This is a genomic window from Mucilaginibacter sp., from assembly GCF_025359345.1.
Lineage (GTDB): Bacteria > Bacteroidota > Bacteroidia > Sphingobacteriales > Sphingobacteriaceae > Mucilaginibacter.
Map to the genome: position 1 here is coordinate 238574 of NZ_JANYGQ010000022.1, position 26617 is coordinate 265190.

Annotated in this window: 24 protein-coding genes; 14 read left to right on the forward strand and 10 right to left on the reverse strand. The window is 44.5% G+C overall.

All coding sequences use genetic code 11. The features are described from left to right. Position 1 precedes the first annotated feature (1 nt). Positions 2–610, forward strand: a complete 609-nt coding sequence (locus Q0R52_RS14170; protein WP_295795371.1) for a response regulator transcription factor — start codon at positions 2–4, stop codon at positions 608–610. Positions 611–640: 30 nt separating this feature from the next. Here Q0R52_RS14170 and Q0R52_RS14175 read toward each other — a convergent pair whose 3' ends face one another. Next, complete coding sequence (locus Q0R52_RS14175; RefSeq protein ID WP_295795374.1) at positions 641–997, reverse strand: nuclear transport factor 2 family protein; 357 nt, start codon at positions 995–997, stop codon at positions 641–643. A 149-nt stretch (positions 998–1146) separates the two neighbouring features. Here Q0R52_RS14175 and Q0R52_RS14180 point away from each other — a divergent pair, with 149 nt between their 5' ends. The 7 genes from Q0R52_RS14180 to Q0R52_RS14210 all read left to right on the forward strand — a co-directional run bounded on the left by Q0R52_RS14180 (position 1147) and on the right by Q0R52_RS14210 (position 10724). Beyond that, complete coding sequence (locus Q0R52_RS14180) at positions 1147–1923, forward strand: alpha/beta hydrolase (RefSeq protein ID WP_295795376.1); 777 nt, start codon at positions 1147–1149, stop codon at positions 1921–1923. Next, complete coding sequence (murF, locus tag Q0R52_RS14185) at positions 1923–3500, forward strand: UDP-N-acetylmuramoyl-tripeptide--D-alanyl-D-alanine ligase (protein ID WP_295795377.1); 1578 nt, start codon at positions 1923–1925, stop codon at positions 3498–3500. Before Q0R52_RS14180 ends, murF begins: the two co-directional genes overlap by 1 nt. A gap of 23 nt (positions 3501–3523) precedes the next feature. Further along, entirely contained in the window at positions 3524–4705 is a 1182-nt protein-coding gene (locus Q0R52_RS14190; RefSeq protein WP_295795379.1) for a D-alanine--D-alanine ligase family protein, read from the forward strand. A 12-nt stretch (positions 4706–4717) separates the two neighbouring features. Continuing rightward, positions 4718–5545 (forward strand): aminotransferase class IV, encoded by an 828-nt coding sequence (locus tag Q0R52_RS14195; protein WP_295795382.1) that lies wholly within the window; start codon positions 4718–4720, stop codon positions 5543–5545. Positions 5546–5814: 269 nt separating this feature from the next. Then, on the forward strand, positions 5815–6108 hold the full coding sequence (locus tag Q0R52_RS14200) for an antibiotic biosynthesis monooxygenase (protein ID WP_295795384.1): 294 nt from the start codon (positions 5815–5817) through the stop codon (positions 6106–6108). A 760-nt stretch (positions 6109–6868) separates the two neighbouring features. Further along, positions 6869–8716: a CocE/NonD family hydrolase gene (locus Q0R52_RS14205; RefSeq protein WP_295795387.1), complete on the forward strand. Its 1848-nt coding sequence runs from the start codon at positions 6869–6871 to the stop codon at positions 8714–8716. A gap of 127 nt (positions 8717–8843) precedes the next feature. After that, positions 8844–10724: a CocE/NonD family hydrolase gene (locus Q0R52_RS14210; RefSeq protein WP_295795388.1), complete on the forward strand. Its 1881-nt coding sequence runs from the start codon at positions 8844–8846 to the stop codon at positions 10722–10724. 67 nt (positions 10725–10791) lie between these two features. Here the strand turns inward: Q0R52_RS14210 and Q0R52_RS14215 are convergent, their stop codons facing one another. Further along, positions 10792–11466 (reverse strand): SGNH/GDSL hydrolase family protein, encoded by a 675-nt coding sequence (locus tag Q0R52_RS14215; protein WP_295795391.1) that lies wholly within the window; start codon positions 11464–11466, stop codon positions 10792–10794. 178 nt (positions 11467–11644) lie between these two features. Between Q0R52_RS14215 and Q0R52_RS14220 the strand changes: the two genes are divergently transcribed. Then, positions 11645–12133, forward strand: a complete 489-nt coding sequence (locus tag Q0R52_RS14220) for a hypothetical protein (RefSeq protein WP_295795393.1) — start codon at positions 11645–11647, stop codon at positions 12131–12133. Between the two features lie 8 nt (positions 12134–12141). Here the strand turns inward: Q0R52_RS14220 and Q0R52_RS14225 are convergent, their stop codons facing one another. Then, entirely contained in the window at positions 12142–12903 is a 762-nt protein-coding gene (locus Q0R52_RS14225; protein ID WP_295795395.1) for an MBL fold metallo-hydrolase, read from the reverse strand. Beyond that, positions 12900–13172: a hypothetical protein gene (locus tag Q0R52_RS14230; protein ID WP_252789774.1), complete on the reverse strand. Its 273-nt coding sequence runs from the start codon at positions 13170–13172 to the stop codon at positions 12900–12902. The genes Q0R52_RS14225 and Q0R52_RS14230 overlap by 4 nt, the downstream gene beginning before the upstream one ends. Positions 13173–13360: 188 nt before the next feature. On the opposite strand from Q0R52_RS14230, the gene Q0R52_RS14235 reads away from it, so the two are divergent. Then, complete coding sequence (locus Q0R52_RS14235; RefSeq protein WP_295795402.1) at positions 13361–14497, forward strand: DUF5009 domain-containing protein; 1137 nt, start codon at positions 13361–13363, stop codon at positions 14495–14497. Positions 14498–14683: 186 nt separating this feature from the next. Continuing rightward, positions 14684–15751, forward strand: a complete 1068-nt coding sequence (locus tag Q0R52_RS14240) for a polysaccharide deacetylase family protein (protein WP_295795404.1) — start codon at positions 14684–14686, stop codon at positions 15749–15751. A 152-nt stretch (positions 15752–15903) separates the two neighbouring features. On the opposite strand, the gene Q0R52_RS14245 is transcribed toward Q0R52_RS14240, so the two are convergent. After that, the gene (locus Q0R52_RS14245) at positions 15904–16584 is read right to left on the reverse strand and encodes an outer membrane lipoprotein carrier protein LolA (protein ID WP_295795406.1); all 681 of its coding nucleotides are present in this window, start codon (positions 16582–16584) and stop codon (positions 15904–15906) included. A 105-nt stretch (positions 16585–16689) separates the two neighbouring features. Further along, positions 16690–19251 carry a DNA translocase FtsK gene (locus Q0R52_RS14250; protein ID WP_295795410.1) on the reverse strand — a complete coding sequence of 854 codons (2562 nt, stop codon included), beginning with the start codon at positions 19249–19251 and terminating at the stop codon, positions 16690–16692. Between the two features lie 176 nt (positions 19252–19427). On the opposite strand from Q0R52_RS14250, the gene Q0R52_RS14255 reads away from it, so the two are divergent. Next, entirely contained in the window at positions 19428–20075 is a 648-nt protein-coding gene (locus tag Q0R52_RS14255) for an ankyrin repeat domain-containing protein (protein WP_295795412.1), read from the forward strand. Positions 20076–20200: 125 nt separating this feature from the next. Here Q0R52_RS14255 and bla read toward each other — a convergent pair whose 3' ends face one another. The 4 genes from bla to Q0R52_RS14275 form a co-directional block, all read right to left on the reverse strand. Further along, positions 20201–21094, reverse strand: a complete 894-nt coding sequence (gene bla, locus Q0R52_RS14260; protein ID WP_295795415.1) for a class A beta-lactamase, subclass A2 — start codon at positions 21092–21094, stop codon at positions 20201–20203. 124 nt (positions 21095–21218) lie between these two features. Continuing rightward, a complete protein-coding gene (locus Q0R52_RS14265) occupies positions 21219–22649 on the reverse strand; it encodes an alpha/beta fold hydrolase (RefSeq protein ID WP_295795418.1) in 1431 nt (476 codons plus the stop codon). Beyond that, positions 22650–23315: an SdpI family protein gene (locus tag Q0R52_RS14270; RefSeq protein ID WP_295795421.1), complete on the reverse strand. Its 666-nt coding sequence runs from the start codon at positions 23313–23315 to the stop codon at positions 22650–22652. 12 nt (positions 23316–23327) lie between these two features. Further along, positions 23328–23591, reverse strand: coding sequence for an autorepressor SdpR family transcription factor (locus Q0R52_RS14275; protein ID WP_295795423.1), 264 nt, complete (start codon positions 23589–23591; stop codon positions 23328–23330). A 262-nt stretch (positions 23592–23853) separates the two neighbouring features. Between Q0R52_RS14275 and Q0R52_RS14280 the strand changes: the two genes are divergently transcribed. Next, positions 23854–25479, forward strand: a complete 1626-nt coding sequence (locus Q0R52_RS14280; RefSeq protein WP_295795425.1) for an amidase — start codon at positions 23854–23856, stop codon at positions 25477–25479. A 147-nt stretch (positions 25480–25626) separates the two neighbouring features. Next, positions 25627–26553: a DUF72 domain-containing protein gene (locus tag Q0R52_RS14285; protein WP_295795427.1), complete on the forward strand. Its 927-nt coding sequence runs from the start codon at positions 25627–25629 to the stop codon at positions 26551–26553. The last annotated feature ends 64 nt before the right edge of the window (positions 26554–26617 follow it).

The window sequence follows — 26617 nt, forward strand, 5'->3', positions numbered from 1 at the left end:
TATGGAAGGCGCAGCAATTATACGCGTGTTTATTGTTGATGACCACCAGGTAGTAATTGACAGCTTACGCTTATTGCTGGGCGAAATACCAGGTTTTTTAATTGCAGGCGAAACCACCCAGCCATTATTGGCAATACAAATGCTGGAAAGCACACCGGCCGATATACTGATAACAGATGTAAGCATGCCCCGCATGAATGGCATTGAACTAGCCAGGGCCATAAAACAAAAATTTCCGGCAATCAGGGTATTGGCGCTAAGCATGTTTAGCGATAATCATGTAGTTACCGAAATGATAGATGCCGGTGCATCCGGCTACCTGTTAAAAAACTCCGGCCGGCGGGAAATGGCGGAGGCATTAACCCAAATAGCCAAAGGCGGGCTGTATTTCAGTTCCGGGGTATCCGCCTTGCCGGAGTCGCCGTTTAAGTCGAACCAGGGAGCCATAAAATTTACCGAACGCGAACTGGAGGTAATGAAGTTGCTTGAAAAGGAAATACCTGATAAAGAAATAGCCGCTATTTTAAACCTGGCCGAGCGCACGGTTGAAATCCATCGTAAAAATATCCTGAATAAAACCAACGCCAAAAATAACCCGAACGTGTTTTAAACGTCGACCACAGGTTAAGGCCTATTTTTATTACCCAATCTTTTTTGTGGATATGCAGTAAGAAGTGATTTCCTTCAGCTTTCCATCAACAAATTTATAAACATCGCACGATGATATGTAATTTACCCGGTCTTCAACATAAAACTCTGCTGTACCGTTTATGGCAACGCAATTTTCATCAACTATCACATTATCCAGCTCAAATTTGGTAGTCAGCGTGGTGAAGTACTGCGCCGTTTTGTTGCAAAAATCAATAACCGCATCTTTACCAGACACAATCTCGTTACCAACAATATTGAAGGTAATATCATCCGCAAGGTGTTCATAACAAAACTCAAAATTGCCGCCTGAAAAGGCCAGGGCTATTTGTTTGTGGAGGGATTGCATATTTCAATTTAGTTGATACTTCTAAATATCATTCTTTTTTAACACATTAAGCAAGCAATTTTGTTAGCAATTTTTGACAATGCGTAACCAGCCGTTGCCTGTTATAGCTGTCACTTATTTATTATCTTTGCCAGCATCGTTACATACTTATGGAGCAAACCCAAATTGTTAAGGGACTTAAGATAAATTTTAAGGAAACCGGTGAAGGTAAGCCGGTTGTTTTACTGCACGGCTGGGGCTCAAACCTGGAGGCTTTTACCAGGGTACAACAGAACCTGGAAAGCGAATTTCACGTTTTTTCAATCGACCTGCCGGGTTTTGGTAAAAGCCAGGAACCCAACGAAGTATGGGGCGTTTACGAATACACCGCATTTATCGAAGAATTTTTCAAGCTAAAAAATATCAACAACCCAATTTTGGCCGGCCACTCCTACGGCGGCCGGATATCTATTGTTTATGCATCGCGCAACCCGGTATTAAAGCTGGTTTTGTTGGATAGCGCGGGCATCAAACCGCACCGGCCCTTAAGCTATTACATAAAAATATATACTTACAAATTTGTTCGGGCCGTGTTGCCATATTTGGTTGGGCGTAAAAAAGCCAACGAGATAATCGAAAACTACCGCAAACAAGCCGGCTCGAGCGATTATAAAAACGCATCGGCTATTATGCGGCAGGTGCTGGTAAAATCGGTTAACGAGGATTTGAAGGCAGAAATGCCAAACATAAAAGCCCCCACCCTGCTGGTTTGGGGCGAAAACGACACGGCCACCCCCGTTAGCGATGCCAAAACAATGGAAAAGCTGATACCCAACGCCGGCCTGGTGGTATTAAAAAATGCAGGCCACTTTGCCTTTGTTGAAAAACTGGGCGAGTTTTTAATAATATTGAATAATTTTCTGCAGCCCGATAAGAAGAACAGTTAATGGAGAACATACTATTTTTTGCCGCATTGGCAGTAATCCTGGTTTATGCTTTTGCCAAATTAAGGTTCGAGTTGCACATGATGCAGCTAAACTCGTACCGTAACGACCGCTATTTCAAATGGCTTAAAACCAACCTGGTAATTACTAACCGCGTGCTCGAAGTAATTACGCTGGTTATTACCGGCCTGTTAATTCTGCTTGCAGGTGCAACCGTGGCAACTATAGCAATCATCCTTTTATTTGCATTACTGGCCTACCTGCTTTTCATCAAAAAACAAAAAAAACCGGTGGTGTTTACCAAAAGGGCGCAAAGGTTGTTCGGGCTTACGTTTTTGCTTTCAATAATTGCCGGTGGCGTTTATTACATACTAACCGGCAAAGCGTTGTGCACGCTTTGGGTTGGCGGTTTTGCACTGTTGTTGAGTTTCGTAATCATCGCAATAGCGAACGTTTTAATAGCCCCGGTTGAAAGGGCAGTTAACAACTGGTACTATAACGACGCAAAAAAGATACTGGAAAGCAGGAGTGATTTAATTATCATCGGCATAACAGGCAGCTACGGCAAAACCAGCACCAAACATTTTTTGCACCGCATGTTAAGCGAAAAATACAACGTGCTGATGACACCCGGCAGCTATAACACCACCATGGGCGTTATAAAAACAGTGCGCGAGCAACTACAGGCCACCCACCAGGTTTTTATTGTAGAAATGGGCGCCAAACAGCCTAACGACATCAAAGAAATTTGCGATTTGGTACACCCGCAAATTGGTATACTCACCGCCGTTGGCGAGCAGCATTTGGAAAGTTTTAAAACTATCCAGAATGTCCAAAAAACCAAGTTCGAGCTGATTGATGCCTTGCCATCAGGGGCGTTGGCGGTTTTGAATGCCGACTACGAGTTTATTGCCAACCGCCCGGTGAGCGACAGGGAAACTGCCCTTTATTCCTCGGATAACGAAAAGGTTGATTATTATTTGAAAGATATCAGTTACTCTGCCCGCGGCTCGGCGTTTTCGGTTTATCATAAAGGCGAAAAACTTGCTGCTTTTGACACCAAACTGGTGGGTAGCTACAACCTGTCGAACATACTGGCGGGTTATATAGTGGCCCGGCATTTGGAAGTTCCGGATAGCAGCGTTGCTTTTGCCATAAAGAAACTGGAACCGGTGCAGCACAGGCTTGAAGTAAGAGTGCATTCAAACGGTGTTACCGTTATTGATGATGCGTTCAACTCAAACCCGGTTGGCTCAAAAATGGCGCTGGAAGTTTTAAAAGCAATTGAAGGTCAGCGCAAGATAATTATCACCCCAGGCATGATTGAGCTGGGCGAAAAACAGGAATATTATAATACTTTATTGGGCGAACAGATTGCAGATAGCTGCGATTATGCTATACTTGTAGGTAAAAATATCACATTACCAATTATGGCCGGGTTAAAAAACAAAAATTACCCTGACGAAAAAATATATGTTGCCCAAAACTTTAAGGATGCCGTTAACCATTTAAACGGTTTTACTAAAGCGGGCGATGTATTGTTATACGAAAACGATTTACCCGATACATACGAACTTTAGAACCAATTACACAGCTAGAAAAAATGAAAATTAAAGTTGGCGTTATTTTTGGCGGTCGGTCGGTTGAGCATGAAATATCAGTTATTTCGGCACAGCAGGCCATCGCAGCATTTGATAAAAACAGTTACGACATTACCCCCATCTACATTACCAAAACCGGCAAATGGTATACAGGCGACGCGCTTTTAAATGTAGATAACTATAGAAATACCGATTCGCTTTTAGCGCAATGCACCGAGATTTATTTAACGCCAACCTTTGGGGATTTCACTATCAACGCTGTACAAAGTTCGATTTGGAAAAGCAGGGAATTGGGTAAAATTGACATTGCGTTCCCTATCATCCACGGCACCAATGGTGAGGACGGCTCGCTTCAGGGACTACTTGAATTGAAGGGTATTCCTTACGTTGGCTGCGATGTACTTTCATCGGCCATCGGTATGGATAAGATAATGATGAAGATGGTGCTGAAAGAAAGCAAGCTGCCCGTGGTTGACTACACCTGGTTTACCGACCGCAGCTGGCACATGGATAAAGACGCCATTATCGAAAACATCAAAAAAATTGGTTTCCCGGTTATCGTTAAGCCATCAAACCTGGGCTCGAGCGTTGGGGTTTCAAAAGCGGCCGACGAAGCCGCGCTGATTGAAGCTGTTGAGCTTGCGGGCCGTTTCAGCAGCCGTATTTTGGTTGAGCGAATGGTAGTTGACCTTAAAGAAATTAATTGCTCTGTATTGGGCGATTCGGCCAATCAAACCGCATCGGTATGTGAAGAACCGCTGGGCGCAGGTGATATATTAAGCTATAAAGACAAATACGTCAGCAATACCAAAGGTGGCTCATCAAAAGGTATGACCAGCACCAAACGCCAGATACCAGCCAATATCCCTAAAGAGCAAACCCAACTGATACAGGATCTGGCGAAAGAAACGTTCAGAATTTTATCCTGCTCCGGTGTGTCGCGTATCGACTTTTTGGTTGATAAAAAAGACAACAAGGTATACGTAAACGAAATAAATACCATCCCCGGTTCACTATCATTTTACCTGTGGGATGCTACCGATAAAAACTTTGCGCAACTGCTTAAAACACTTATCGACGTGGCCTTAAAACGCCAGCGCGAACGCGATAATTTAGTGGTAAGCTACGGTGAAAATATATTCAGCATGGGTGGTGCAGGCGGATCAAAATCGGGCAAATCTTAAAATAATCATCCCATGGCTGCCAAATACGTATCCATAAATAATGAGCTTGTTTTAGCCGCCGATGCCAAAGTTGGCGTTGGCGACCTGGCCATGCACCGTGGCTATGGCATTTTCGACTATTTTAAAGTGGTTGATGGTCGCCCGATATTTATGGAGGACCATTTTAACCGGTTTTACAACTCGGCGAAAGAAATGCACCTTGAGGTAATGCTTAACCGGGATGAGCTGAGGAAAACCATAGCTGAGTTAATGGAAAAGAACAACATGCCAAACTCGGGTATAAAGTTGTTACTTACAGGCGGCTACTCAGAAGATGGCTACAAAATGGGCAAACCAAATTTGATCATCTTGCAATACCCCCTCAGTTTTAAGGAAGGGAACCAGGTAGAAACAGGTTTAAAACTTGCCACTGTAAACCACCAGCGGCAGCTGCCATCGATTAAAACCATTGATTATTTAATGGCTGTTCGTCTCCATCCCTTTATGATGGAGAATGGTTTTGATGATGTTTTGTATCATAACAACGGTACTATTACTGAATGCCCGCGGGCCAACTTTTGGATCGTATCCGGTACCGAAATTATAACCGCTGCCAATAATATTTTGCGTGGCATAACCCGCAGCAAGGTGTTAGCTTTTAAAATAGATGGATATACCATTGCAGAAAGAGACTTTACCCTGGATGACCTTGCAAATGCGCAGGAAGCCTTTATAACCAGCACAACCCAATATGCCTACCCTGTTGCAGCAATTGATGGCAAAGAGATTGGAGATGGGAAGATTGGGCCAGTTACCCGGGTGGTTAAGGAAATGTTGTTGAAGCTAATTAACGCTGAATAACCAAGGGGATTGTAACTATTAAAACCTCTGGTTAGCTAGGCCAGATTTAACAAACAAAGGCATCAAAAAAAAGTATCTGTTCCTCAGATATTAGCTACTCAAAAACATACACAACGGACTCATCCTGGTATTTTCAACTAAAATTTCAGCTATTTACTTCTTCGGCAACAAATAACAACATTCCTATTCTTTGTAAGGAATATTAAACGCCTGCGACAAACATCTGTTAACACTTATAAAACGTTTATTAAACCAAACAAAAACTATTTATGGAAAAGTTTGCATTATTAGCCCGTGTTGAAGCAAAACCGGGCAAAGAAACCCAGGTGCTTGAATTTTTAAAAAGCGCACTACCACTTGCGCAGGATGAGCCCCAAACGGTAAGATGGTATGCTTTACAACTAGGGCCCTCAACGTTTGGCATATTCGACACCTTTGAAACTGAGGAAGGCAGGGATGTCCACCTTAACGGCCAGATTGCCGCAGCCTTGATGGCCAATGCATCGGAACTGTTAGCAACAGCCCCGGTTATTGAAAAAGTAAACTTGTTGGCGATTAAGTAGGGATTAGTATGCAGCCAATGGTCTTGGCTCGGAAGTCTTAAGTCGAGTTTTCGTCATTTTCGACTTAGGACTCAAGAGTTTCGACTTGAGACTATTCAGCCTTATTAAGAATCTCCGGGCGGATAAATCCGCCTGGAGATCTTGACAGCAGGTGATTATCACATGAGGCCCCGGACCAGGTCGACGGGGTGAAATTCCAAACTCAATATTATAGCTTAACGGAACAGGCTTTTTCGCCCGAAATCAGCTATCTAAAAAAATTTAAAAAAACTGAAACTTTCAAAAAATTATTACCGTATAAGTACACTCATTGAGCGCCCTGCTCATCAATAATTTATCAAATCAAAAAGACTCCTGGCGCGAGGCCGGGAGCCTTTTATTGGAACTAATATAAAAATTAATTTTTATATAGCCAATCACCGATAAGTTAACAGGGCTTGAGATTTTAGTTTAGATAGTTAATTATGAATGATGGAGTTTAATAGCCGGCAAACAGATGTTTACCGGCTATTTTTTATTTAATGATTTCACCGATTGGAGGATGATTACACCGATTTTAACCGTTGATTTATCTGATTGCGTTGATTTCGCTTATTGAAAAATTTGATGATTTGAAATTTCCTCATCCGCACACTTGCATATTCACGCGTCCGTAGACCATTTTTCCTCATCCGCACATTTGCACATCCACGCACCCGCACATCTTTTTTTTCTCCCGAATAATCAGCATATTTACGTGCTGACCTGTTAACTGACTATCATGAAGAAACTATACGTTCTGCTATTTTTATTTTTGCCCTTTATTACCCTCGCTCAAAATGCCGATTCGGTTTGGTTTGTAAATAACTACATAAAAAAGGAAGTAAGTATCCCGATGCGCGACGGGGTAAAGTTGTTTACTTCCATCTACCAGCCTAAATATCAATCCGAAAAGCATCCGATATTAATTACTCGCACCCCCTACTCCTGCGCGCCATACGGCATAGCTTACCGCCAATACTGGCGCAGCTATATGATGCAGTACGTAAAGGAGGGTTATATTTTGGTGATACAGGATATCCGCGGCCGCTGGATGAGCGAAGGTAAGTTTGAAGTGGTAAGGCCATTTAATCCCAATAAAAAAACAAATAAAGATATTGACGAAGCAAGCGACACTTACGACAGTATCGACTGGATGGTAAAAAATATTGAAGACAACAATGGCAACGTGGGTGTAACCGGTATTTCGTTCCCCGGTTTTTATGCTACCGAGGCTGCTTTGAGCGGACACCCTGCATTGAAAGCTGTTAGTCCGCAGGCGCCGGTTACCGACCGCTTTTTTGGCGATGACGACCATCATAACGGCGTTTTATTTTTGATGGATGCATTTGATTTTCATGTGGGATATGGCTTTAGCCAGCCACGGCCTGCGCCCACCACCAAACCGGCTAAAACTTTTGACATCAGCGGAACAGATAATTACGCCTGGTATTTAAAAATGGGTGCCTTGCCAAACTTTACCAAAGTAACCGGCGATAGTTTGGAATTTTGGGATAACATGATGAAGCACCCCAATTTGGATGCCTGGTGGAAGGCCCGCGATGCAAGATCTGGCTTTAAAAATGTAAAACCTGCCATGCTGGTTGTTGGCGGTTTGTTTGATGCCGAGGATGGCTATGGCGCATGGAACACTTACCAGGCGCTGCTTAAAAAAAGCCCCGAAACTACCAGCAAACTGGTGATGGGTCCCTGGTACCATGGCCAATGGGCCAGTAAGGACGGTACGCGGCTGGGCAACGTACGGTTTGACAGTAATACAGCGGAATGGTTTCAGAATAACATAGAAGTACCTTGGTTTAATTACTATCTGAAAGGTAAAGGTTCACTGGACGAAATAAGCAAAGCGACCATTTTTTTCTCCGGAGAAAACAAATGGCGGAAATTTAAAGAATGGCCCCCCCAGGACGTTACGCCAACCCCTATCTACCTGGAAGAAAATGGCAAATTATCGTTTACCAAATCGGCAAAGGGGCAGTCGTTTGACACCTATATCAGCGACCCGGCTAAACCGGTGCCTTATGCCGACCAAATACATTTTAACCGCACCCGTGAGTATATGACGGATGACCAGCGTTTCGCTGCCCGCCGTACCGACGTACTTACTTTTAGCACTGATACCCTAAAAGAAGATATTACACTCGCCGGTCCGCTGGTGGCCGACTTGCTGGTTAGCATATCAAAAACCGATGCCGATTTTGTGGTAAAGCTGATAGATGTATTGCCCGAAAAAACACCGCGCAACCCGGTTACGCGCTACCCTATGGGTGGCTACCAGATGTTGGTACGCGGCGATATTATGCGTGGTCGTTATCGTAACAGCTTTGAAAAGCCTGAAGCTTTTGTGCCAGGCAAGCCAACACAGGTAAAATTCACCCTGCCCGATGTGGCGCATACCTTTAAGAAAGGCCACCGAATTATGGTGCAGGTACAAAGCAGTTGGTTCCCGCTTGCCGACCGTAACCCGCAGCAGTTTGTAGATATTTACCAGGCAAAGGATTCGGATTTTGTAAAGGAGACGATTAATATTTATCATGATGAATCGAAGCTGATTCTGCCGGTTTTGAAATAAAAAACTTGTCATTGCGAGCGAGGAACGAGCGCGGCAACCGCGAACTCTACAAGGTGGCCATGCATAGTTAGCGGTTGCTTCGTGCCTTGCAATGACATAAGAAATAACAACCTAAATAATTGTAACAATGAAAAAACTTTATGCCCTGTTAGCCCTGCTTATTCCTGCAATCAGCTTCGCTCAAAATGCCGATTCGGTTTGGTTTGTAAATAATTACACCAAAAAAGAAGTGAGCATCCCCATGCGCGATGGCGTTAAGCTGTTTATATCAGCCTACCTGCCCAAGGATAATACAGAAAAGCATCCGATACTGATGGAACGTACTCCCTACTCCTGTGCGCCGTATGGTAAAGGCAAGTACCGCCCGTTTTGGGTTAACCACCTAGTAGAATACTGTAAAAAGGGCTATATAATGGTAATTGCCGATGTGCGTGGCCGCTGGATGAGCGAAGGTCATTTTATGGACGTACGGCCGTTCAATTTCAACAAAAAAACCAACAAGGATATCGACGAGGCCAGCGATACCTATGATACTATCGACTGGATGGTGAAAAACCTGGAGAACAATAATGGTAATGTGGGCGTATTCGGTATTTCGTATCCCGGCTTTTATTCAACCATGGCATCATTGAGCGGGCACCCGGCTTTGAAAGCTGTCAGCCCGGAAGCGCCGGTTACCGATTGGTTTGTGGGCGACGATTTTCACCACAATGGCGCATTTTTCCAGATGGATGCTTTTGCATTTTATTCGGGATTTGGCTTCGGTGCACCCCACCCTAAACCTACTACAGTTGCCGCAAAAACCTTTGACTATCCTGATTTTGATAATTATTCGTTTTATCTAAAAACCGGTGCAATATCAAATTTGACAAAACTAACCGGCGACAGCCTCGAATTTTGGAACCAGATTATGGCGCACCCCAATCGCGATGATTTTTGGATGTCGCGCAATGCACGCGTCGGCATTAAAAATGTAAAACCGGCCATGCTGGTTGTCGGCGGTATTTTTGATGCCGAGGATTGTTTTGGCGCCTGGAACACTTACCAGGCTATCGATAAGCAAAGTCCGCAAACAAATAACCGCCTGGTGATGGGCCCGTGGTACCACGAACAATGGCGAAATAATGATGGCACCCATTTGGGCAATGTGCAATGGGACAGCAACACCAGCAAATACTACGCTGATAATATAGAGATTCGGTTTTTTGAATATTACCTGCGCGGTAAAGGCACGGTTGACAGCATCAGCAAAGCAACCGTATTTTTCACCGGCGAAAACAAATGGCACCATTTAAAGCAATGGCCGCCTGTAGATGCAACGCCAACCAACCTGTACCTGGAACAAAAAGGGAAATTATCTTTTGATGCTATCAGCACTTTTGCGCCCGCATTCGACAGCTATGTGAGTGATCCCTCCAAACCCGTTCCTTACACCGAAGACGTACATTTTAACCGCTCCCGCAATTATATGACAGACGACCAGCGTTTCGCTGCCCGTCGCCCTGATGTGCTGGTTTACGAAACGCCGCTACTGGATAAAGATATTACCCTTGGCGGTCCCGTTGTAGCCGACCTGATGGTTAGCATCAGCAACACCGACGCCGATTTTGTGGTAAAACTGATTGATGTTTTCCCGGATAACGCCGGCCATGATGACGTTGATATTTATGCTGAAACAGACGCCCCAAACCGCGTGCCAATGGGTGGCTACCAAATGCTGGTACGCGCCGAAATAATGCGCGGCAGGTACCGCAACAGCTATTCAGCCCCGGAAGCATTTGTACCCAATAAACCCACCCAGGTAAAATACACCCTGCCCGATGTTGCCCATACCTTTAAAAAAGGGCACCGCATTATGGTGCAGGTACAAAGCAGCTGGTTCCCGCTGGCTGATCGTAATCCGCAGCAGTTTATTGATATCAACCACGCAAAGGACGAGGATTTTATTAAGGAAACCATTAACGTCTATCAAAACCAATCGAAGATAATTTTGCCGGTGGTGAAGTAAGGGTTGGAGATTAGAGATTAGAAAATCGGCTATAAGTCTTACTAATCTCTAATCGACCAATCTCTAATTACTTTAACGATTCATTAATTGCCTTTTGCGCCAGCGGTTCCATCGCTTTATACCCTTCAAGGGTTGGGTGTATACCATCTTTAGCCAGGTTTACAGGCAAGCCTTTTTCACCGTCGACCATTTTTGAATAGTAGTCGAGGTAAACGATATGGTTTTTATCTGCGTACGCCTTCAGCATAGTATTAAGCTGTATTACCTTTTCAGTTGGGGTTATTGCAGGGCGCCAAGGCAGTTTGTTGGCCGGCAGCACTGACGATATTACCACTTTAATATTGTTGGCCTTTGCAAGCTCGGCCATCGAAGCTATGTTGCCAAAAACATCCTCCAGTTTTTCTGGCCCGTTATTTTGGGCGATATCGTTTATACCCGCAAGTATCACTACTACTTTGGGTTCAAGGTTTATTACATCCTGCCGAAAACGTACCAGCATTTGGCCGGTAGTTTGTCCGCTTATACCACGGTCGACATAATTATTGCCGGCAAAAAAGGTAGAGTCATTATTCACCCAGAAGTCGGTAATTGAATCGCCCATATAAACGGCGGTGATTTTACCAGCAACGGCAGGTTGCAATTTATGGTTAGCATCGTCGTAATGGCCGATATTAGGCCAGTCTTGCGCCCGGGCGCCAATTGCAAAAGTCATCAATAAGGCAAAAAAGAGTGTTTTGTTCATGTAAATTGGGTATTTTAATTTAAGTGTAAAGTTTAAATGCAAATAAAGAAACTTTTAGCATATGCGGAATAGAATGCGCAATTTGTAAACAAAAATATTTTTCAATTAAACCATTGGCAGGCGAGCTGGTCATACTTTCTTTTTAACCCGGCTTTAAAGTATAATTAAATGTAGAGTTATGGCATCTACCTATGCAAAGCACCCCAGTATTATACTTTTCGCCAAAACTGCTTTTTTGCTGGTTATTATTACCTCAATGCAGGGATGCAAAGGCAATAAGCTGACCTACAACAGCAATTGCGATGAAGGCATTGCGTTTAAAAAGGTAAAGTTTAATGAGCTGGTAACTCATATTAAAACTTACGACCAGCAGTACGTTGAGGTTTCGGGTACCTATATGGAATCAAAAGAACAATCGGCGTTGTATAACGACAGTTTGTTTACCGACCACTCAAACAAGCATGCATTATGGATAAATTTTAGCCAGGATTGTCCGCTGTACCTTAAAGGGACCCGTACAGGTTTATTTGAACCCACCAACGGCGAATTTGTATTGGTAAATAATAAAGAGATAAAGATCCGCGGTAAAGTCGATTTGCATAATACCGGGCACCTCGGGCAATATTGTGCGGCTATTGACAGGATTAGCCTTGTCGAATTTAAATAAATCCGTTTTTATATTTCAAGCTGCAGGCCATCATAAGCCAGTTCAATGCCGCGGGGCAATTCTTTAGCTATATCCCTGTGCCTGCCAAGCCTGTGACTTATGTGGGTAAAATAGGTAGTTTCGGCACCCATTTCCTGCGCAAAGGCAACCGCCTCGTCAAGTGTGAAATGCGAAATATGTTCCTGCCTCTGCAAGGCATTTATTACCAAAATGCGGCTGCCTTTAATCTTTTCTTTCTCTTCACCTGAAACGGTTTTTGCGTCAGTGATGTAGGTAAAATCCTTCAATCTGAACCCCAATACCGGTAGTTTATAGTGTAAAACTTCAATCGGTATAAAGTGCACGTGGCCAATATCAAATGGCTCGGCGCCTATGGTATGCAGGTTTAGCTGCGGGATACCCGGATATTTAAATTCCTCGAAAATATAATAGAACTCGCGTTTGAGCGCTGCCTGTACCCGTGCGTCTGCATACACATCAACAGGCCCTTGCTGCCGGTAATTATAAGCGCGGATGTCGTCAAGCCCGGCTATATGGTCTTTATGTTCGTGGGTAAAAACAATGGCATCCAGCCGCTGCACGTTCGCGCGCAGCATTTGCTGCCTGAAATCCGGGCCAGAATCAACAACAATAACCTTTCCCTTATCTTCAATTAAAATAGAGGTACGCAGGCGGTTATCCCGCGCATCGTCCGAGGTGCAAACCTCGCAGTTGCAGGCTATTACAGGTACACCCTGTGAAGTCCCGGTTCCTAAAAAAGATATCGTCACAGTTCCAGTGTTGTTTGTTTAAGCTGCTGGTGAAAAGCTATTTGCTTATCGTCCAATAAATTATAATCCATTTCAAGATCGCGGGCCAGTTCGCTTATCGCCAATATTTTGCTTTCCAATCCCGAAAATTTGTTTACTACCACCACTTTACTGTTTAACAACAGGCATGCCCCGGTTTTGAAGTTACCTTTCTCGTAACGAACCCGGTAACCCGCCGTGCGCAGCAGCAATTCCAGTTTTTCGAGCGTGTGGTTTGTTATGGTAAGCATGGAATTCAAAAGTAGGAAAAAGTCCGGACGTCCGGAAGTCGGTAAAGTCCGAAAGACGAAAGAAAAGCTGGAATCGCATCAGGCGATTGCAACAAAAATAATCTTTGCTGACTTTACCGACTTTTCCGACTTTCGGACTATATTGCACCTCGATAATCCTGATACAACTTAACCTCCTTTATTGAACAATGGACCAAAACCCGAATAGGTTTCTTTCGCTTGATGTATTTCGCGGAATGACAATCTGCTTTATGATTATTGTAAACACGCCCGGCAGCGGTGCTACAGCATTCGCCCCGCTTGAACATGCCGCCTGGTTTGGCTTTACCCCTACCGACCTTGTATTCCCATCGTTTTTATTTGCCGTAGGCAACGCAATGAGCTTTGCCATGAAAAAATTTGCCGGCCTAAGCAACTCGGCTGTGGTATGGAAAATCATCAAACGCACAGCATTGATATTTTTATTCGGGTACCTGATGTCGTGGTTTCCGTTTGTGCAGCATACAGCAAGCGGCTGGTCACTATCACCAATAAGCCATACCCGTATTTTGGGCGTGTTACAGCGCATAGCATTATGTTATATGTTTGCGTCGCTGATGGTGCATTTCATCAAATCAGTAAAAGTTATTGTAATTATCAGCGTTTTGCTTTTGTTTGGCTACTGGTTCTTGCTCCTTATTTTTGGCGATCATGCGCAGCCTTATGGCATGTTAACAAATGCCGGCACCTATCTTGATAAATTCCTGTTAGGCGACGATCACCTTTACCACGGCGAGGGCGTAGCTTTCGACCCTGAAGGCTTTTTAAGCACCCTACCGTCAATAGTAAACGTTATCTGCGGCTATTTTGCCGGCAGGTATATCCAGGAAAAAGGCAAGCGCTACGAAACCATATCAAAACTAATGCTTTGGGGCGCGTTGTTTATCTTCATTGCCCTTTGCTGGAACATGACTTTCCCCATTTCTAAAAAATTATGGACCAGTCCGTTCACTTTGCTTACAGTAGGGCTGGATTTGATAATTATATCGGCCCTTATTTACATTATTGAAATACGGGAATGGAACAAAGGCAACTGGACGGCCTTTTTTACCACGGTGGGTAAAAACCCGCTGCCGGTTTATCTTTTTTCGGAGTTGTTTGTGGTTTGTTTGTTTATGATTCAAATAACCCCAAAAAGCAATTTTTACGGGTGGATTAACGATGTGCTTTTCCAGGTTGTGGCGCCGGGGGCGATAGGCTCGTTGTTGTTTGCCATTTGCTATATGCTGGTTTGCTGGTGCTTTGGGAAAATTTTGGATAAGAACAAGATTTATCTGAGGGTGTGAGTTGGTGAATGGTTGATTAGTTTGAAATCTGTAAAATTTGTCATTGCGAGCGAGGTACGAGCGCGGCAACCGCACGCTTGCATAATCTTCGTACAAAGACGATGCCATTCATTTCGCTCTGTAAAGTTCGCGGTTGCCGCGCTGCGCTCGCAATGACATAGTTTTAATTGTTACACTATTATAGCCATGAAAAAAATTATAGTATCGTTATTACTCGTCGTGCTGGCTATTGCCCATACCTACGCCCAGCAAACAAAAACCTATGCCGAAAAGCTTGGTTGGCCCAAGGGCGCCAGGGTGCTGATACTGCATGTAGATGACGCCGGTATGTCGCACGACTCGAACGAAGGCGCCGAGATGGCTATTGGCGAGGGTGTGGCTACCTCAACCAGCATTATGATGCCCTGCCCCTGGGTGTCTGACTTTAAAAAGTATCTCGACAAAAACCCAAATACCGATGCAGGCCTTCACCTTACGCTAACATCCGAATGGAATAACTACCGCTGGGGGCCATTGGCCGGCAAACAGGCGGTGCCTGGCCTGGTTGATAAAGAGGGCTGCTTTCCGGCTGCAGTTGTTGGTGTTTATTTTAGCGCAAAACCGGATGAGATTGATAAAGAAATACGCGCCCAGCTTGACCGCGCCGTAAGCATGGGCATTAAACCCACCCACCTCGACTCGCACATGGGGACGCTATTCGCCAAGGACTCTTTTTTGGAGAAATATTTGAAACTGGGCATCGAAAAACAAATCCCCGTGATGTTTCCGGGCGGCGATGATACTTTTTTCCGCTCTGAAGCAAAAGCCGCCGCCATAGCCGACTTGAAAAAACAAGGCAAACACACCGAGGGGATGACCATACCCGATCCTACTCCGCTGGTTAAAGCAAAAGAAACCGGCGCTATGCTCTGGAAAAATGGTCTGCCTGTATTGGACGACCTGCATAACTCCAGCTATGATTGGATAATGCCCGATATCGACAAAAAAACCGACAAGGAAATTCAAAAATTTTACACCGACCATTATATCGAAAGTATCGGCAGGCTTAGCCCGGGTTTAACCATGGTAATAATGCATTGTACTAATCCATCCGAATCGTTCAAGAACATCTGCAACGAAAGCAAAAAACGTAAAGGTGACTTGATGGCCATGATGAACCCGCGCCTTCGTAAGTTTTTAAAAGACAACGGCTTTATTTTAACAACGTGGCGGGAAGTGATGGAGCGAAGGGTGAAGGCCGGGAACCAGGATTAAGGGACTTATTAGATTTTAAGGAGGATTTAACAAATTTTGTCATTGCGAGCGAGGAACGAGCGCGGCAATCGCGCACTTTACAGAGCGGCTGCGAACAGTTCGCGATTGCTTCGTGCCTCGCAATGACAAATAAGGGCAAGTTATTTCAATCTCTACCGCAAATCAACAACCTCAACACCCTTATGCGCTTTAACATCAAAGGTAAACATGGCATCGGCAACTGCCGGATTGGGTACAAAACTTTTTAAAGTATAAGTATACCTGTTACCGTTTTTATCAAATATCAGGGCGCTATAAATTTGACTTTTAGCCTTGTCAATCTCCAGCCTCACTTTAAAAAAGCCTTTTTTATCGTCTTCCGGGGTAAGGTCAATTTCCTGGTAAATATTACCTCCTATCTTTTTTAGACCTGTGTACAGGTATTTGTAGCCGTGTTCGTAAATGGTAAATATTTTGGCTGGATTTAAACCTTCGCCGCTGTTATCAACGTTATTTACCTGTACCTCGTTATCCTTTTTAAGATAGGTCCACTGGGTTTTGCCATCGCTGATAATTTCCTGCTGGGCCACATTTTTTGTAGCTGCATCGGCGCCGTAGAGACTTACCTTAAACTTATTCAATTTTGATTTTGCTATAAGTGTCCCTGTTTGGGTTTCTTTTACGCCAGCCTGCTGGTTATCAAGAGTAAACACAAAATCGGTTTTAACCACGTCGTACATTTTGTATTTGGCGCTTACCTTGCTTAAAATGGCTTTGGCGTCTGCGTCTTTTTGGGCCGATGCGTAACCGGCAGTTAGTACTGTTAGTATTGAAAATATAAGTAGCTTTTTCATTTTTCCTCCGGATCGAATCCGTATAGTATTAGAGCTTATTTTTAAAAAATTGTTTCAACGATTATCAAATCGCACATAATTAAGAACAAAAATTAAGACAAAGGTTTAATTGCCGCCTTTTTGCAGCGTTTCCAGGTGGCGTTCGAGGCTGTATTCATCAGGATATAATACATCCCGTGCCTTGCTGCCTTCAAACGGCCCCACTATACCTGCGGCTTCCAACTGATCGATGATCCTGCCGGCGCGGTTGTAACCCAGCTTCATCTTGCGTTGAATTAACGATGTGGAGCCTTGCTGGTGCAGCACTATCAGGCGGGCTGCATCTTCAAACATCGGGTCGCGGTTATCCGGGTCAAAATCTTTAGGGCTGCTTGTCTCGCCTTCGCCAACATACTCAGGCAGCAACATTGCCGATGGATAGCCACGCTGGTTACCGATAAAGTCGGATATCCGCTCTACTTCATGTGTATCTACAAAGGCGCATTGCAAACGAATCAGGTCGCTGCCGGTTGACAGCAACATATCACCACGACCGATCAACTGGTCGGCGCCGCCACTATCCAATATGGTGCGCGAATCAATTTTCGACAACACCCTGAATGCCAGCCTCGAAGGGAAGTTGGCCTTAATGGTACCCGTAATAATATTTACCGAAGGCCTTTGCGTGGCAATTACCAGGTGTATACCTACTGCACGGGCCAACTGTGCAATACGGGCAATCGGTACCTCCACCTCTTTGCCTGCGGTCATCATCAAATCGGCAAACTCGTCAATCACCAGCACAATAAAGGGCAGGTAACGGTGTTTTTCCGGGTCGCTTATTTTCCGGTGCACAAACTTTTCGTTGTATTCTTTTAAGTTACGTACCTGCGCATCCTTCAGCAAATCGTAGCGCTGGTCCATCTCGATACAAAGCGAGTTAAGCGTATTCACCACCTTTTTTGTATCAGTAATAATCGCATCAGCCTCATCAGGCAGTTTGGCCAAAAAGTGCCGCTCTATTTTGCGGAACAACGTTAACTCCACCTTTTTAGGGTCAACCAGTACAAACTTTAGCTCCGACGGGTGTTTCTTATATAGCAGCGAAACCAATATGGCATTGATACCAACCGATTTACCCTGCCCGGTGGCACCTGCAACCAGCAAGTGAGGCATCTTGGCCAAATCGGCAATAAATACTTCGTTGCTGATGGTTTTACCAAGCGCAATTGGCAAATCCATCGTGGTGTTCTGGTACTTTTCGGTAGACAAAACCGACCGCATGGAAACCATTTCGGGGTGCTGATTAGGCACTTCGATACCTATAGTGCCTTTACCCGGCATCGGGGCAATAATACGGATACCCAAAGCGGCGAGGCTCAAGGCAATATCGTCCTCCAGGTTTTTTATTTTGGAGATTCGCACACCCGGCGCAGGGATAATTTCATATAGGGTAACTGTTGGGCCAATAGTCGCCTTTATCTTATCTATCTCGATATTATAATGATTCAGCGTTTCAACAATTTTGTTTTTGTTGGCCTCCAGCTCGTCGGAGTTTACACTTATTTTATTTGAGCCATAGTTTTCAAGCAAATCAAGCGGCGGATATTTGTACGACGCAAGGTCGAGCTTATGGTCATAAATACCGAACTGGTCGAGCAGGCTTTTGGCCTTTTCATCATCGGCTGTTTCAATGTTTAAAACAGGGGTTGGCCTTTCCACACCAACCGTTAATGGGATGTCGCTTTCTGTTACATCCCGGCTCATCTCCGGGTCGGGAGTTAGTATCAACGGCTCATGAAAAACCGGGTTCTGTACAAATTCCTGTTGTTTAAGCGGCTCGGGGTTTACTGTTTTTTCAGCATTTTCCTTTATCCTGTTTGCGCGGCCGGGCCATTCTTTAGGAATCGAAATTTCTTCTTCTTCCAGTTCAATCGGCTCCGGTACAATGTCGCCAACAGGCGCTGTCTCTACCGTTTTTGGCTCGCGTTTAGGTATTTTAAAGTCGATGTTGTACGCTATGATCAATACTGTTAAAGCAAGGAAAACAAGTATACCTCCTGTGCCGGTTTGGCCTATTTGAGCATCAAGCAGCAGGTTAGTATAGTAACCGAAACCTCCTTCGACATAATTTGGTGTATCGCTTAAAAATGTGTGAAAAAAACCAATGGTAACGGAAATAAATATTAAAGCGAAAAAGCCATAGGCCAGCGTTTTACTTAGCGGCAACAGGCGAACCTTAAAAACCATGCGGTAGCCTGCTATAAAAAATATAAATACAAATACAAACGATGCCAGCCCGAACCATTCGAAAATAAACTGGTTTGACACCAATGCGCCCAATTTACCGGCCCAGTTTTCAACTACGGGGCTTTTCACGTGGTTTTCCATCAGCTCTTGCGTGGTGCGGAACAGGTTATGCCAGCCGCCGTTGGTGGGCGATACGTAGCTTTGGTCTTCCTGCCAGGTAAAAAGGTAGGATGTAAACGCCACCAAAAAATATACTGATAACAGCAGTAGAAATAACCCGGAAATTTTTATTAACTTGCTGTTCAGCAGGTCGCGAGAGTAGGGATTTTCTACTCTTTGTTTGATAGGCCGCTCCTTCTCAGCCTTTGATGCTGGCTGGCGTGGCTGATTTTCTGGCTTGAAACTATTTGATTTAAATTGATTTCCTTTTACCGGCATCCTGATATACCCCTGATATGGTGCAAATATAAAGTTAATAGATTAAACAACTTATTTACCTTGATTTTTTAATTTTTTAGTAATATTGGAAGGTGTTAGGAAATAAACGCTAAATTGGGTTAAAAAATTCTCCGACTAATTACATTTACCTTGGTATCGCAAGAAAAATATAGAGAATGGGTGTTGAGAAACTGGAACAATACATAACTACTGCCGACCTGGACAATCTTGATGCTTTGCTGCGCGAAAACCCCGCGCTGGCAAAAACCCGAACCAGTCACCAGGTTTCGCCGTTGATGTTGTCCTGCTATTACAAAAAGCCAGGAGTAACTGACATTATTTTAAAATATCTTGATGAAATAAACCTGTTCGAAGCATCGGCAGCAGGAAGATTTGATGTGGTTGCAAACCTTGTTTATGCCCATCCCGACGCCATAAATTTTTATGCTGAAGATGGCTTTACCCCGCTTGGCCTTGCCTGTTATTTTGGGCATGCCGAAATTGCCCAATACCTGGTACTTAAAGGCGCCGATGTAAATATGCCGTCGAACAATGGCTTCAGGGTTTACCCACTGCACTCTGCCGCCGCCGGTAATTATACCCAAATTGCCCGCATGCTGATTGAAAATAACGCACTTATTAACGTAAAACAACAAGCCGGCGCTACAGCCCTCCACTCGGCAGCACAAAATGGCAATATTGATTTGCTGATATTATTGCTGGAACATGGAGCTGATGTTACTGCGCGTATGGAAGGCGGCAAATTACCGGCCGACCTGGCAAGGGAAAAGGGGTTTGTTGAGATAGCTGAGGCTTTGGATTAAATTTTTTCTCCCGTAGAGACGCAATACTTGCGTCTCCCCCATGCAAATCAAATTAACAATAATCGTGTTTCATTCTGTGTTATTGGTCCGAGACGCAAGTATTGCGTCTCTACGAAAATTGACATCTATTTCCCATAAAAATCAACCGCAGCCTTCGCAATTTTGGCGATTGTGCCATCCCTTGTCGCCTCATCATCCGTTGAATTGCATACGAATACCGAGATAGCCAGGTGCTTGCCATTTGGCAGCGTGATTATGCCTACATCGTTGGTGGCCGGCGATAAACCTACATCATTTGTCGGTGATGTACCGGTTTTATGAGCTACGGGCATTGTTGCAGGCAACAGTCCCTTCAGGCGTTTTGGGCCGGTACTGGTTTCGAGCATTATTTTATATAAAAACTCAGTGCTGCTTTTCGAAGTGATGTCGCCTTTATAGAATCTATCCAGCAAAATGGTCATTTCAACAGGTTTACACCAGTTGGTATATTGCAGCTCCCACGACGAAGCCATATCGGCCTCGGTTGCTCTTACAGCAATTCCCCTTATACACAACCGGAGCATATAGTCCTGCACGGTTTTGGGGCCATCAATTTTTTTCAACAGCATATCGCAGGCTATGTTGTCACTCTGCGATACCATGTAACCCAGCAAATCGGCAATCGTAACGTCAACATCGCCATCCGGAAATTTGTCGCGCAGCGGGCTGTGGGTGTTTTTCACCATGTCGCGTTTTTTAAAATGGATTTTCTGGTCGAGTTTCAACACACCCGAATCAACCAAATGCAGCACGGTTAATGCAATCGGGAACTTCATTACGCTGTGGAGCACCAAACGGGCGCCGCCGTTAACTGAAAGTGTGTCGCGGCTTTCCAAGCCCATCAGCGATACCCCAACGATGCCTTTTATAGGTTTAGTGATCTCTTTTATTTGCTGGCGAAGGTCGCCTTGCTGCGCCTTCACGTATACCGGAATTAAAAAAATCAGTATTAAAGTAACTGAGTATATAAACTTTTTCATACTTAAAATAGGGTCAATATGTAAGCGCCAGGAACCAAGATTAAGGAAAAATTATATAAAATAGAAAGATATTTTTTTCTCTTGATTCTTGCTGTCTTGATTCTTGACTCTCTTACTAACGCATTTATTTTGTATGAATTTTAATCCAGTCGGCAATTATTTTCATGGCTGACGGAGCCATGGTTTCATCGATCTTTTCGTATTCCGAAACATCGCCTGTGGTTGCAGTTTGCAATAAGTGGTTTAGGCCGTCTAAAGGTCGCACCTCGACATTTTTATTACCGTTTTTGGTAAGTATCTCTTTTATCAAACCCAAATTGGCCGTTGCGTCAACCTGGGTATCCTTAGTACCGTTTACGGCCAGTACCGGGCATTTTACCTGGGCAAGGTCTTTTTTTGCGTCATAAATTATAAAATACCGCATCCATGGCAGGTTGTATAAACTGTTGTATTGTTTAAAAAGATCCGGACCGGTTAAATTGGTAGTACGGAGCGCTTTCTGCGTTTCTGGTGTTTGCGCCTTTTTCCAGGCATCAAATACAGGCGTTATTTTCGCATCCAGCGCCTCCACTGATCCTGATAAAGCAAACAGCGCTAATATATCATCATTCAAATCGGCAAAGGCTTTAATCGCAACGCTGTCGATCCCCAGTTTTTTAAGCTGGTAGGCATTTTGCTCGGTGTTTATTCTTGCACCGCCAACTTCCGACGCGCCCCACATAACAATAAAGCTTACATCCTTGCGCCGCGCTGCAACCATTGGGGCAATCATACCACCCTCGCTATGGCCGATAAGGCCCACGTGTTTTTTATCGACATCGGCACGTGTCTCCAAATAGTTAAGACTGGCCTCCACATCACGAGAAAAATCGAGGCTGGTGGCGTTTTTTATATCACCGAGTGTGCTTTTACCAGCGCCCCTGTCATCAACCCTTAAAACTGCTATGCCGTTTTTGGTGAGGTAGTCAGCGAGCACCCAATACAGCTTGTGACCGAAGATGGTACCATCCCTGTCCTGTGTACCGCTCCCGCTAATGATGATCACCGCCGGATATTTACCATCACCATTGGGACGGGTAAACGTTGCGCCATAATGCAGGCTTTTATCCATATTGGCGTACTCAACATCCTGGCTGTAATAGCCAAAAGGTGGCTTTGGTGTTTGCGTTCGTATCTTGTCTTTCCCTAGAGCTGCCTTTTCATCGGCAGTAATATGCTTCAAATTTAGCGGCGTACAGCCCCCGCCCTGCGAATAAGTGCCGGTAATATCGCTTTTACCATCCCACAAGCCTTTATAACCACCGCCGATCGCTGCAATTTGTATGCTGAGGCTATCCCCTTTTAATATCGCCTTGCTGCAGGCAATGCCGAATGCTTTTTGGTCCGGGCTATCAAAATTAGCAGAGTAGCCGTCTGCTGTTTTGGTAATGTTAAAAACAAGGTGGAGGTTTACGCTGGCGACAGATATGGTCCCCATCCAACTACCGGTTATATCCTGCGCCATTGCCTGGCCCGTTGCAAAAAAAGCCATGGTGCAAATAAGTAATTTCTTCATTTAGTTTTGGTTGGTTTGATGATTTTTAAAATAGATGTATGAGTACGTAACCGGCACAAGCGTAAGCACCGCTATGCTGCCAATAAACACGATGGTTGATAATGTTGCCGGCAATAACAGCGTAGCAATAGTTACTACAATGCCACCGACAAACCACAACCTGCCCGCCAGCCGATGCGTTGTGCGCCAGTTGTCTTCACTTTCCAGCGTCCACGGCGTGCGTATTCCTGCAAAATAATTTGGTTTAATACTATTCATTACGTTGCCCATAAAAGCGAAAAACAAGCCCGCCAGTGGCAATATCAACTTGTCGATTGCCAGCCCGTGGTGAACGGTTGCAAATATGATGGCAATATTCAATGCCGATAAAAACAAAACAACGGCAAAACCTATTTTCCTGAACGTCTCCTCGCCCACCTTTACCTGTTTCTTAGGGTCGATAGCAGGCAGAAATTTCAAAAGCAGGTACACCAATAAAGCGGTGAATAGCAAGATACCCGCCAATATTATCATTTCACTTTTATCGCCGTAACGATCAACTTTGCCACTAATACCATAATGAACAGGAACAATTGCAGGCAATGCGTTGTAAACACTTGCCAGGTACCCGGCAGGCAGCACCCAAACTACCAGTGCAGCCAAATCCATATATGTAAACTTTTTCATCGTGATTTATTTTTAATTTTTAGGTGATTGTAAACTAATAATCCATTTAAGCATTTCGTCCATTACTGTAGTATTCAGCGAGTAGTAGATAAACTGCCCCTCTTTAACTGATACCACCAGGCCTGCTTGCCGCAGCAAATCCAGATGATGCGAGATGCTGGGCTTCGAGATATTAAACTGGTCAGCAATCTCGCCGGCTGTAAGGTCTTTCTCCTTCAGCAGTTCAAGTATCTCCCGGCGGGTGGGATCGTTAAGTGCTTTAAACAACGAGTTCAATTTTCTTTGGTATTTATATATTTAGACAAATGTCTAAATACTTTGTTACAAATACAAAATGTTTTTTACCACGGAGGCGCGAAGTTGAAAACACAGAGGGCACTGAGCCTTCTTATTCAATATTTTTTTCTCTGTGAACTCTGTGGCTTCTCTGTTACTCAGTGGTTAAAAACGACCATGCAATGGCAAAATGATTTTTTTGTTACCATCACTATAATTCTATAAAAATTCGTTACTTGTAGGTATCAATCAAAACAGTATCATGCAACGAAGAAATTTCCTAAAAACCGGCTCGCTGGCGGGTTTAACTTTGGCTACCCTTGGCGCGGCTTCATGCAGTCCATCATCTTCAAAAAAAGAATCACCCGGCGATGCCGCTGCTAACAAAACTGACGACTTTGCTTTAAACGAAGTTACTATCGACACTTTGCAGGAGAAAATGAAGAGCAAGGAATATACTTCGCGCTCGATAACCGAAATGTACCTGAAACGCATTGATGAAATTGATAAAAACGGGCCGAAGCTAAATTCGGTTATTGAAATAAATAAAGATGCGCTTAACATGGCCGATGCTATGGATAAAGAACGCGCCGCAGGCAAAGTGCGCGGGCCGCTGCATGGTATACCCGTTTTGATAAAAGATAATATTAACACCGGCGACAACATGCACACCACGGCCGGGGCGTCAGCCATCGGCGACAACTTTGCAAAGCAGGATGCATTTATAGCGCACAAGCTGCGCGCGGCAGGCGCTGTGTTGCTTGGTAAAACCAACTTAAGCGAGTGGGCCAACTTCCGCAGCACGCACTCCACCAGCGGCTGGAGCAGCCGTGGCGGGCAAACCAAGTGCCCGTATATTTTAGACCGTAACCCCAGCGGCTCGAGTGCTGGTTCAGGATCGGCGGCATCGGCCAATTTGTGTGCTATTGCTATAGGCACGGAAACTGATGGATCGATTGTATCGCCATCATCAGTGAACGGGCTGGTAGGTATTAAACCCACCGTTGGTTTGTGGAGTCGCTTTGGCATTATACCAATATCAAAAACCCAGGATACCGCCGGGCCGATGGCACGTACCGTACGTGATGCAGCCATAATGCTTGGCGCCTTAGCAGGCGAGGACCCGCAGGACGTGTATACCCTTACCAGCAAAGGCAAAGTTGAACCCGATTATACCAAATTTTTAAATGCCGACGGCCTCAAAGGCAAACGCATCGGCGTTGAAAAAGACGGGATGAAGATTAACCCTGCCATGGATGCCATATTTAAGGAAGCCCTGGATACGCTGAAAAGCAAAGGCGCCACAATTGTTGAGGTTGAGCTGTACAAACAGCTAAAAGAGATTGGCAAAAATTCGTTTACCGTGTTACTTTATGAGTTTAAAGACGGCCTGAACAAATATTTAAGCGAAGCGAACTCGAAAACAAAATCGCTGGCAGATGTTATAGCCTTTAACAAAACCAACGAGCCTAAAGCTATGCCCTTTTTTAAACAGGAAATACTGGAACAGGCCAATGCCAAAGGCGGCCTTGACGCAAAGGAGTATCTTGATGCCGTTAAAAAAACAACAACCATTACCCGCAATGCAATTGATAAACTGTTAAAGGATAACAAACTTGACGCCATTACAGCTCCAACCAATGGCTTTGCAGTATGTATCGACCTGGTAAATGGCGATTATGATAACGGCTTCGGTTTTTCGAGCCCTGCCGCTATGGCTGGGTACCCGCACATAACTGTGCCTATGGGTTACGCATACGGGTTGCCGGTTGGGATTTCATTTATCAGTTCGGCTTATAAGGAAGCAGATATTATTACCCTTGGCTATGCCTATGAGCAAGCGTCGAAAAAGAGGGTGAAGCCGGAGTTTAAGGAGGTGGTAGGATAGTTGATTAAGTTGGACTGAGTTAGAATAGGTTGATTGAGTTGATAAATTATTAGCAAAATAAACCTGGCTACTTATCCGATTTGAGCCACTATTTACTACTTTTATCGCGTTCATACCATGAACTATGAACCATCAACTATCAACTAAATGGAATTTGGCCGCGTAACACCAGGAGAATTAATGGAAGTAGATTTTACGCTTCCGCCCGATACCGAGTTAACCATAAAAACCCTGGCTTCGGCTAAAAATGACCAGCCTTTGCAGGTGCATGTGGGTTGTGCCAAATGGGGCCGCAAGGAGTGGCTGGGTAAAATCTATCCGCCAAAAACCAAAGACGCCAATTTTTTGGATGAATATGTAAAGCATTTCGACAGTATTGAGCTTAATGCAACATTTTACAATGTTTACCCGCCAGAAACCATCGCTAAATGGAAAGAAAAAGCGGCAACTAACCCCGACTTTAAGTTTTGTCCAAAGTTTTCACAGAGTATCAGCCATATCCGCAGGCTAAAAAACGCCGATGATATAACCACCAAATACTATGAAGGCATTATGGCTTTTGGCGACAAGCTTGGCCCGTTGTTTTTGCAGGTGGCCGACAACTTTACACCAAAAAGTCTGCCCGAACTAAAAGCTTACCTGGAACAGTTACCGAGAGATGTCCCGGTATTTTTAGAGCTGCGCCACAAAGAATGGTTTGCTGATGCAGGTAACTGCTCTGCAGTGTTTAACATGCTGCACGAACTGCAAATCGGCGCGGTAATAACCGACGCATCAGGCCGCCGTGATGTGGTGCATATGGAACTACCTACCCCGCATGCTTTCATCCGGTTTGTGGGCAACAGCCTCCACCCTACCGACTATGCCCGCTGTGACGAATGGGTTGAGCGCATCGCGCAATGGCAACAAATGGGTTTGCAATCGGTTTGGTTTTTTATGCACCAGCATGACGAACGTTACTCGCCCGAACTATCTGATTACGTGGTTGAGCAGTTAAACAAAAAGTTAGGCATGGAACTATTGCGACCAACTTTCATGGACAGGGATAAACCGGTACTATTTGATTTAGATTAATGGACCTCGATTAATGGATTTTTGGGATTTAATGAGATTGAAGACTCGACCATGAGAATGTAAA

What these genes read in the sequence shown, in the direction of transcription:
- Q0R52_RS14170 (WP_295795371.1), top strand. Translation starts at nt 2, where the DNA reads ATGGAAGGCGCAGCAATTATACGCGTGTTTATTGTTGATGACCACCAG.
- Q0R52_RS14175 (WP_295795374.1), bottom strand. Translation starts at nt 997, where the DNA reads ATGCAATCCCTCCACAAACAAATAGCCCTGGCCTTTTCAGGCGGCAAT.
- Q0R52_RS14180 (WP_295795376.1), top strand. Translation starts at nt 1,147, where the DNA reads ATGGAGCAAACCCAAATTGTTAAGGGACTTAAGATAAATTTTAAGGAA.
- murF (WP_295795377.1), top strand. Translation starts at nt 1,923, where the DNA reads ATGGAGAACATACTATTTTTTGCCGCATTGGCAGTAATCCTGGTTTAT.
- Q0R52_RS14190 (WP_295795379.1), top strand. Translation starts at nt 3,524, where the DNA reads ATGAAAATTAAAGTTGGCGTTATTTTTGGCGGTCGGTCGGTTGAGCAT.
- Q0R52_RS14195 (WP_295795382.1), top strand. Translation starts at nt 4,718, where the DNA reads ATGGCTGCCAAATACGTATCCATAAATAATGAGCTTGTTTTAGCCGCC.
- Q0R52_RS14200 (WP_295795384.1), top strand. Translation starts at nt 5,815, where the DNA reads ATGGAAAAGTTTGCATTATTAGCCCGTGTTGAAGCAAAACCGGGCAAA.
- Q0R52_RS14205 (WP_295795387.1), top strand. Translation starts at nt 6,869, where the DNA reads ATGAAGAAACTATACGTTCTGCTATTTTTATTTTTGCCCTTTATTACC.
- Q0R52_RS14210 (WP_295795388.1), top strand. Translation starts at nt 8,844, where the DNA reads ATGAAAAAACTTTATGCCCTGTTAGCCCTGCTTATTCCTGCAATCAGC.
- Q0R52_RS14215 (WP_295795391.1), bottom strand. Translation starts at nt 11,466, where the DNA reads ATGAACAAAACACTCTTTTTTGCCTTATTGATGACTTTTGCAATTGGC.
- Q0R52_RS14220 (WP_295795393.1), top strand. Translation starts at nt 11,645, where the DNA reads ATGGCATCTACCTATGCAAAGCACCCCAGTATTATACTTTTCGCCAAA.
- Q0R52_RS14230 (WP_252789774.1), bottom strand. Translation starts at nt 13,172, where the DNA reads ATGCTTACCATAACAAACCACACGCTCGAAAAACTGGAATTGCTGCTG.
- Q0R52_RS14235 (WP_295795402.1), top strand. Translation starts at nt 13,361, where the DNA reads ATGGACCAAAACCCGAATAGGTTTCTTTCGCTTGATGTATTTCGCGGA.
- Q0R52_RS14240 (WP_295795404.1), top strand. Translation starts at nt 14,684, where the DNA reads ATGAAAAAAATTATAGTATCGTTATTACTCGTCGTGCTGGCTATTGCC.
- Q0R52_RS14245 (WP_295795406.1), bottom strand. Translation starts at nt 16,584, where the DNA reads ATGAAAAAGCTACTTATATTTTCAATACTAACAGTACTAACTGCCGGT.
- Q0R52_RS14250 (WP_295795410.1), bottom strand. Translation starts at nt 19,251, where the DNA reads ATGCCGGTAAAAGGAAATCAATTTAAATCAAATAGTTTCAAGCCAGAA.
- Q0R52_RS14255 (WP_295795412.1), top strand. Translation starts at nt 19,428, where the DNA reads ATGGGTGTTGAGAAACTGGAACAATACATAACTACTGCCGACCTGGAC.
- bla (WP_295795415.1), bottom strand. Translation starts at nt 21,094, where the DNA reads ATGAAAAAGTTTATATACTCAGTTACTTTAATACTGATTTTTTTAATT.
- Q0R52_RS14265 (WP_295795418.1), bottom strand. Translation starts at nt 22,649, where the DNA reads ATGAAGAAATTACTTATTTGCACCATGGCTTTTTTTGCAACGGGCCAG.
- Q0R52_RS14270 (WP_295795421.1), bottom strand. Translation starts at nt 23,315, where the DNA reads ATGAAAAAGTTTACATATATGGATTTGGCTGCACTGGTAGTTTGGGTG.
- Q0R52_RS14280 (WP_295795425.1), top strand. Translation starts at nt 23,854, where the DNA reads ATGCAACGAAGAAATTTCCTAAAAACCGGCTCGCTGGCGGGTTTAACT.
- Q0R52_RS14285 (WP_295795427.1), top strand. Translation starts at nt 25,627, where the DNA reads ATGGAATTTGGCCGCGTAACACCAGGAGAATTAATGGAAGTAGATTTT.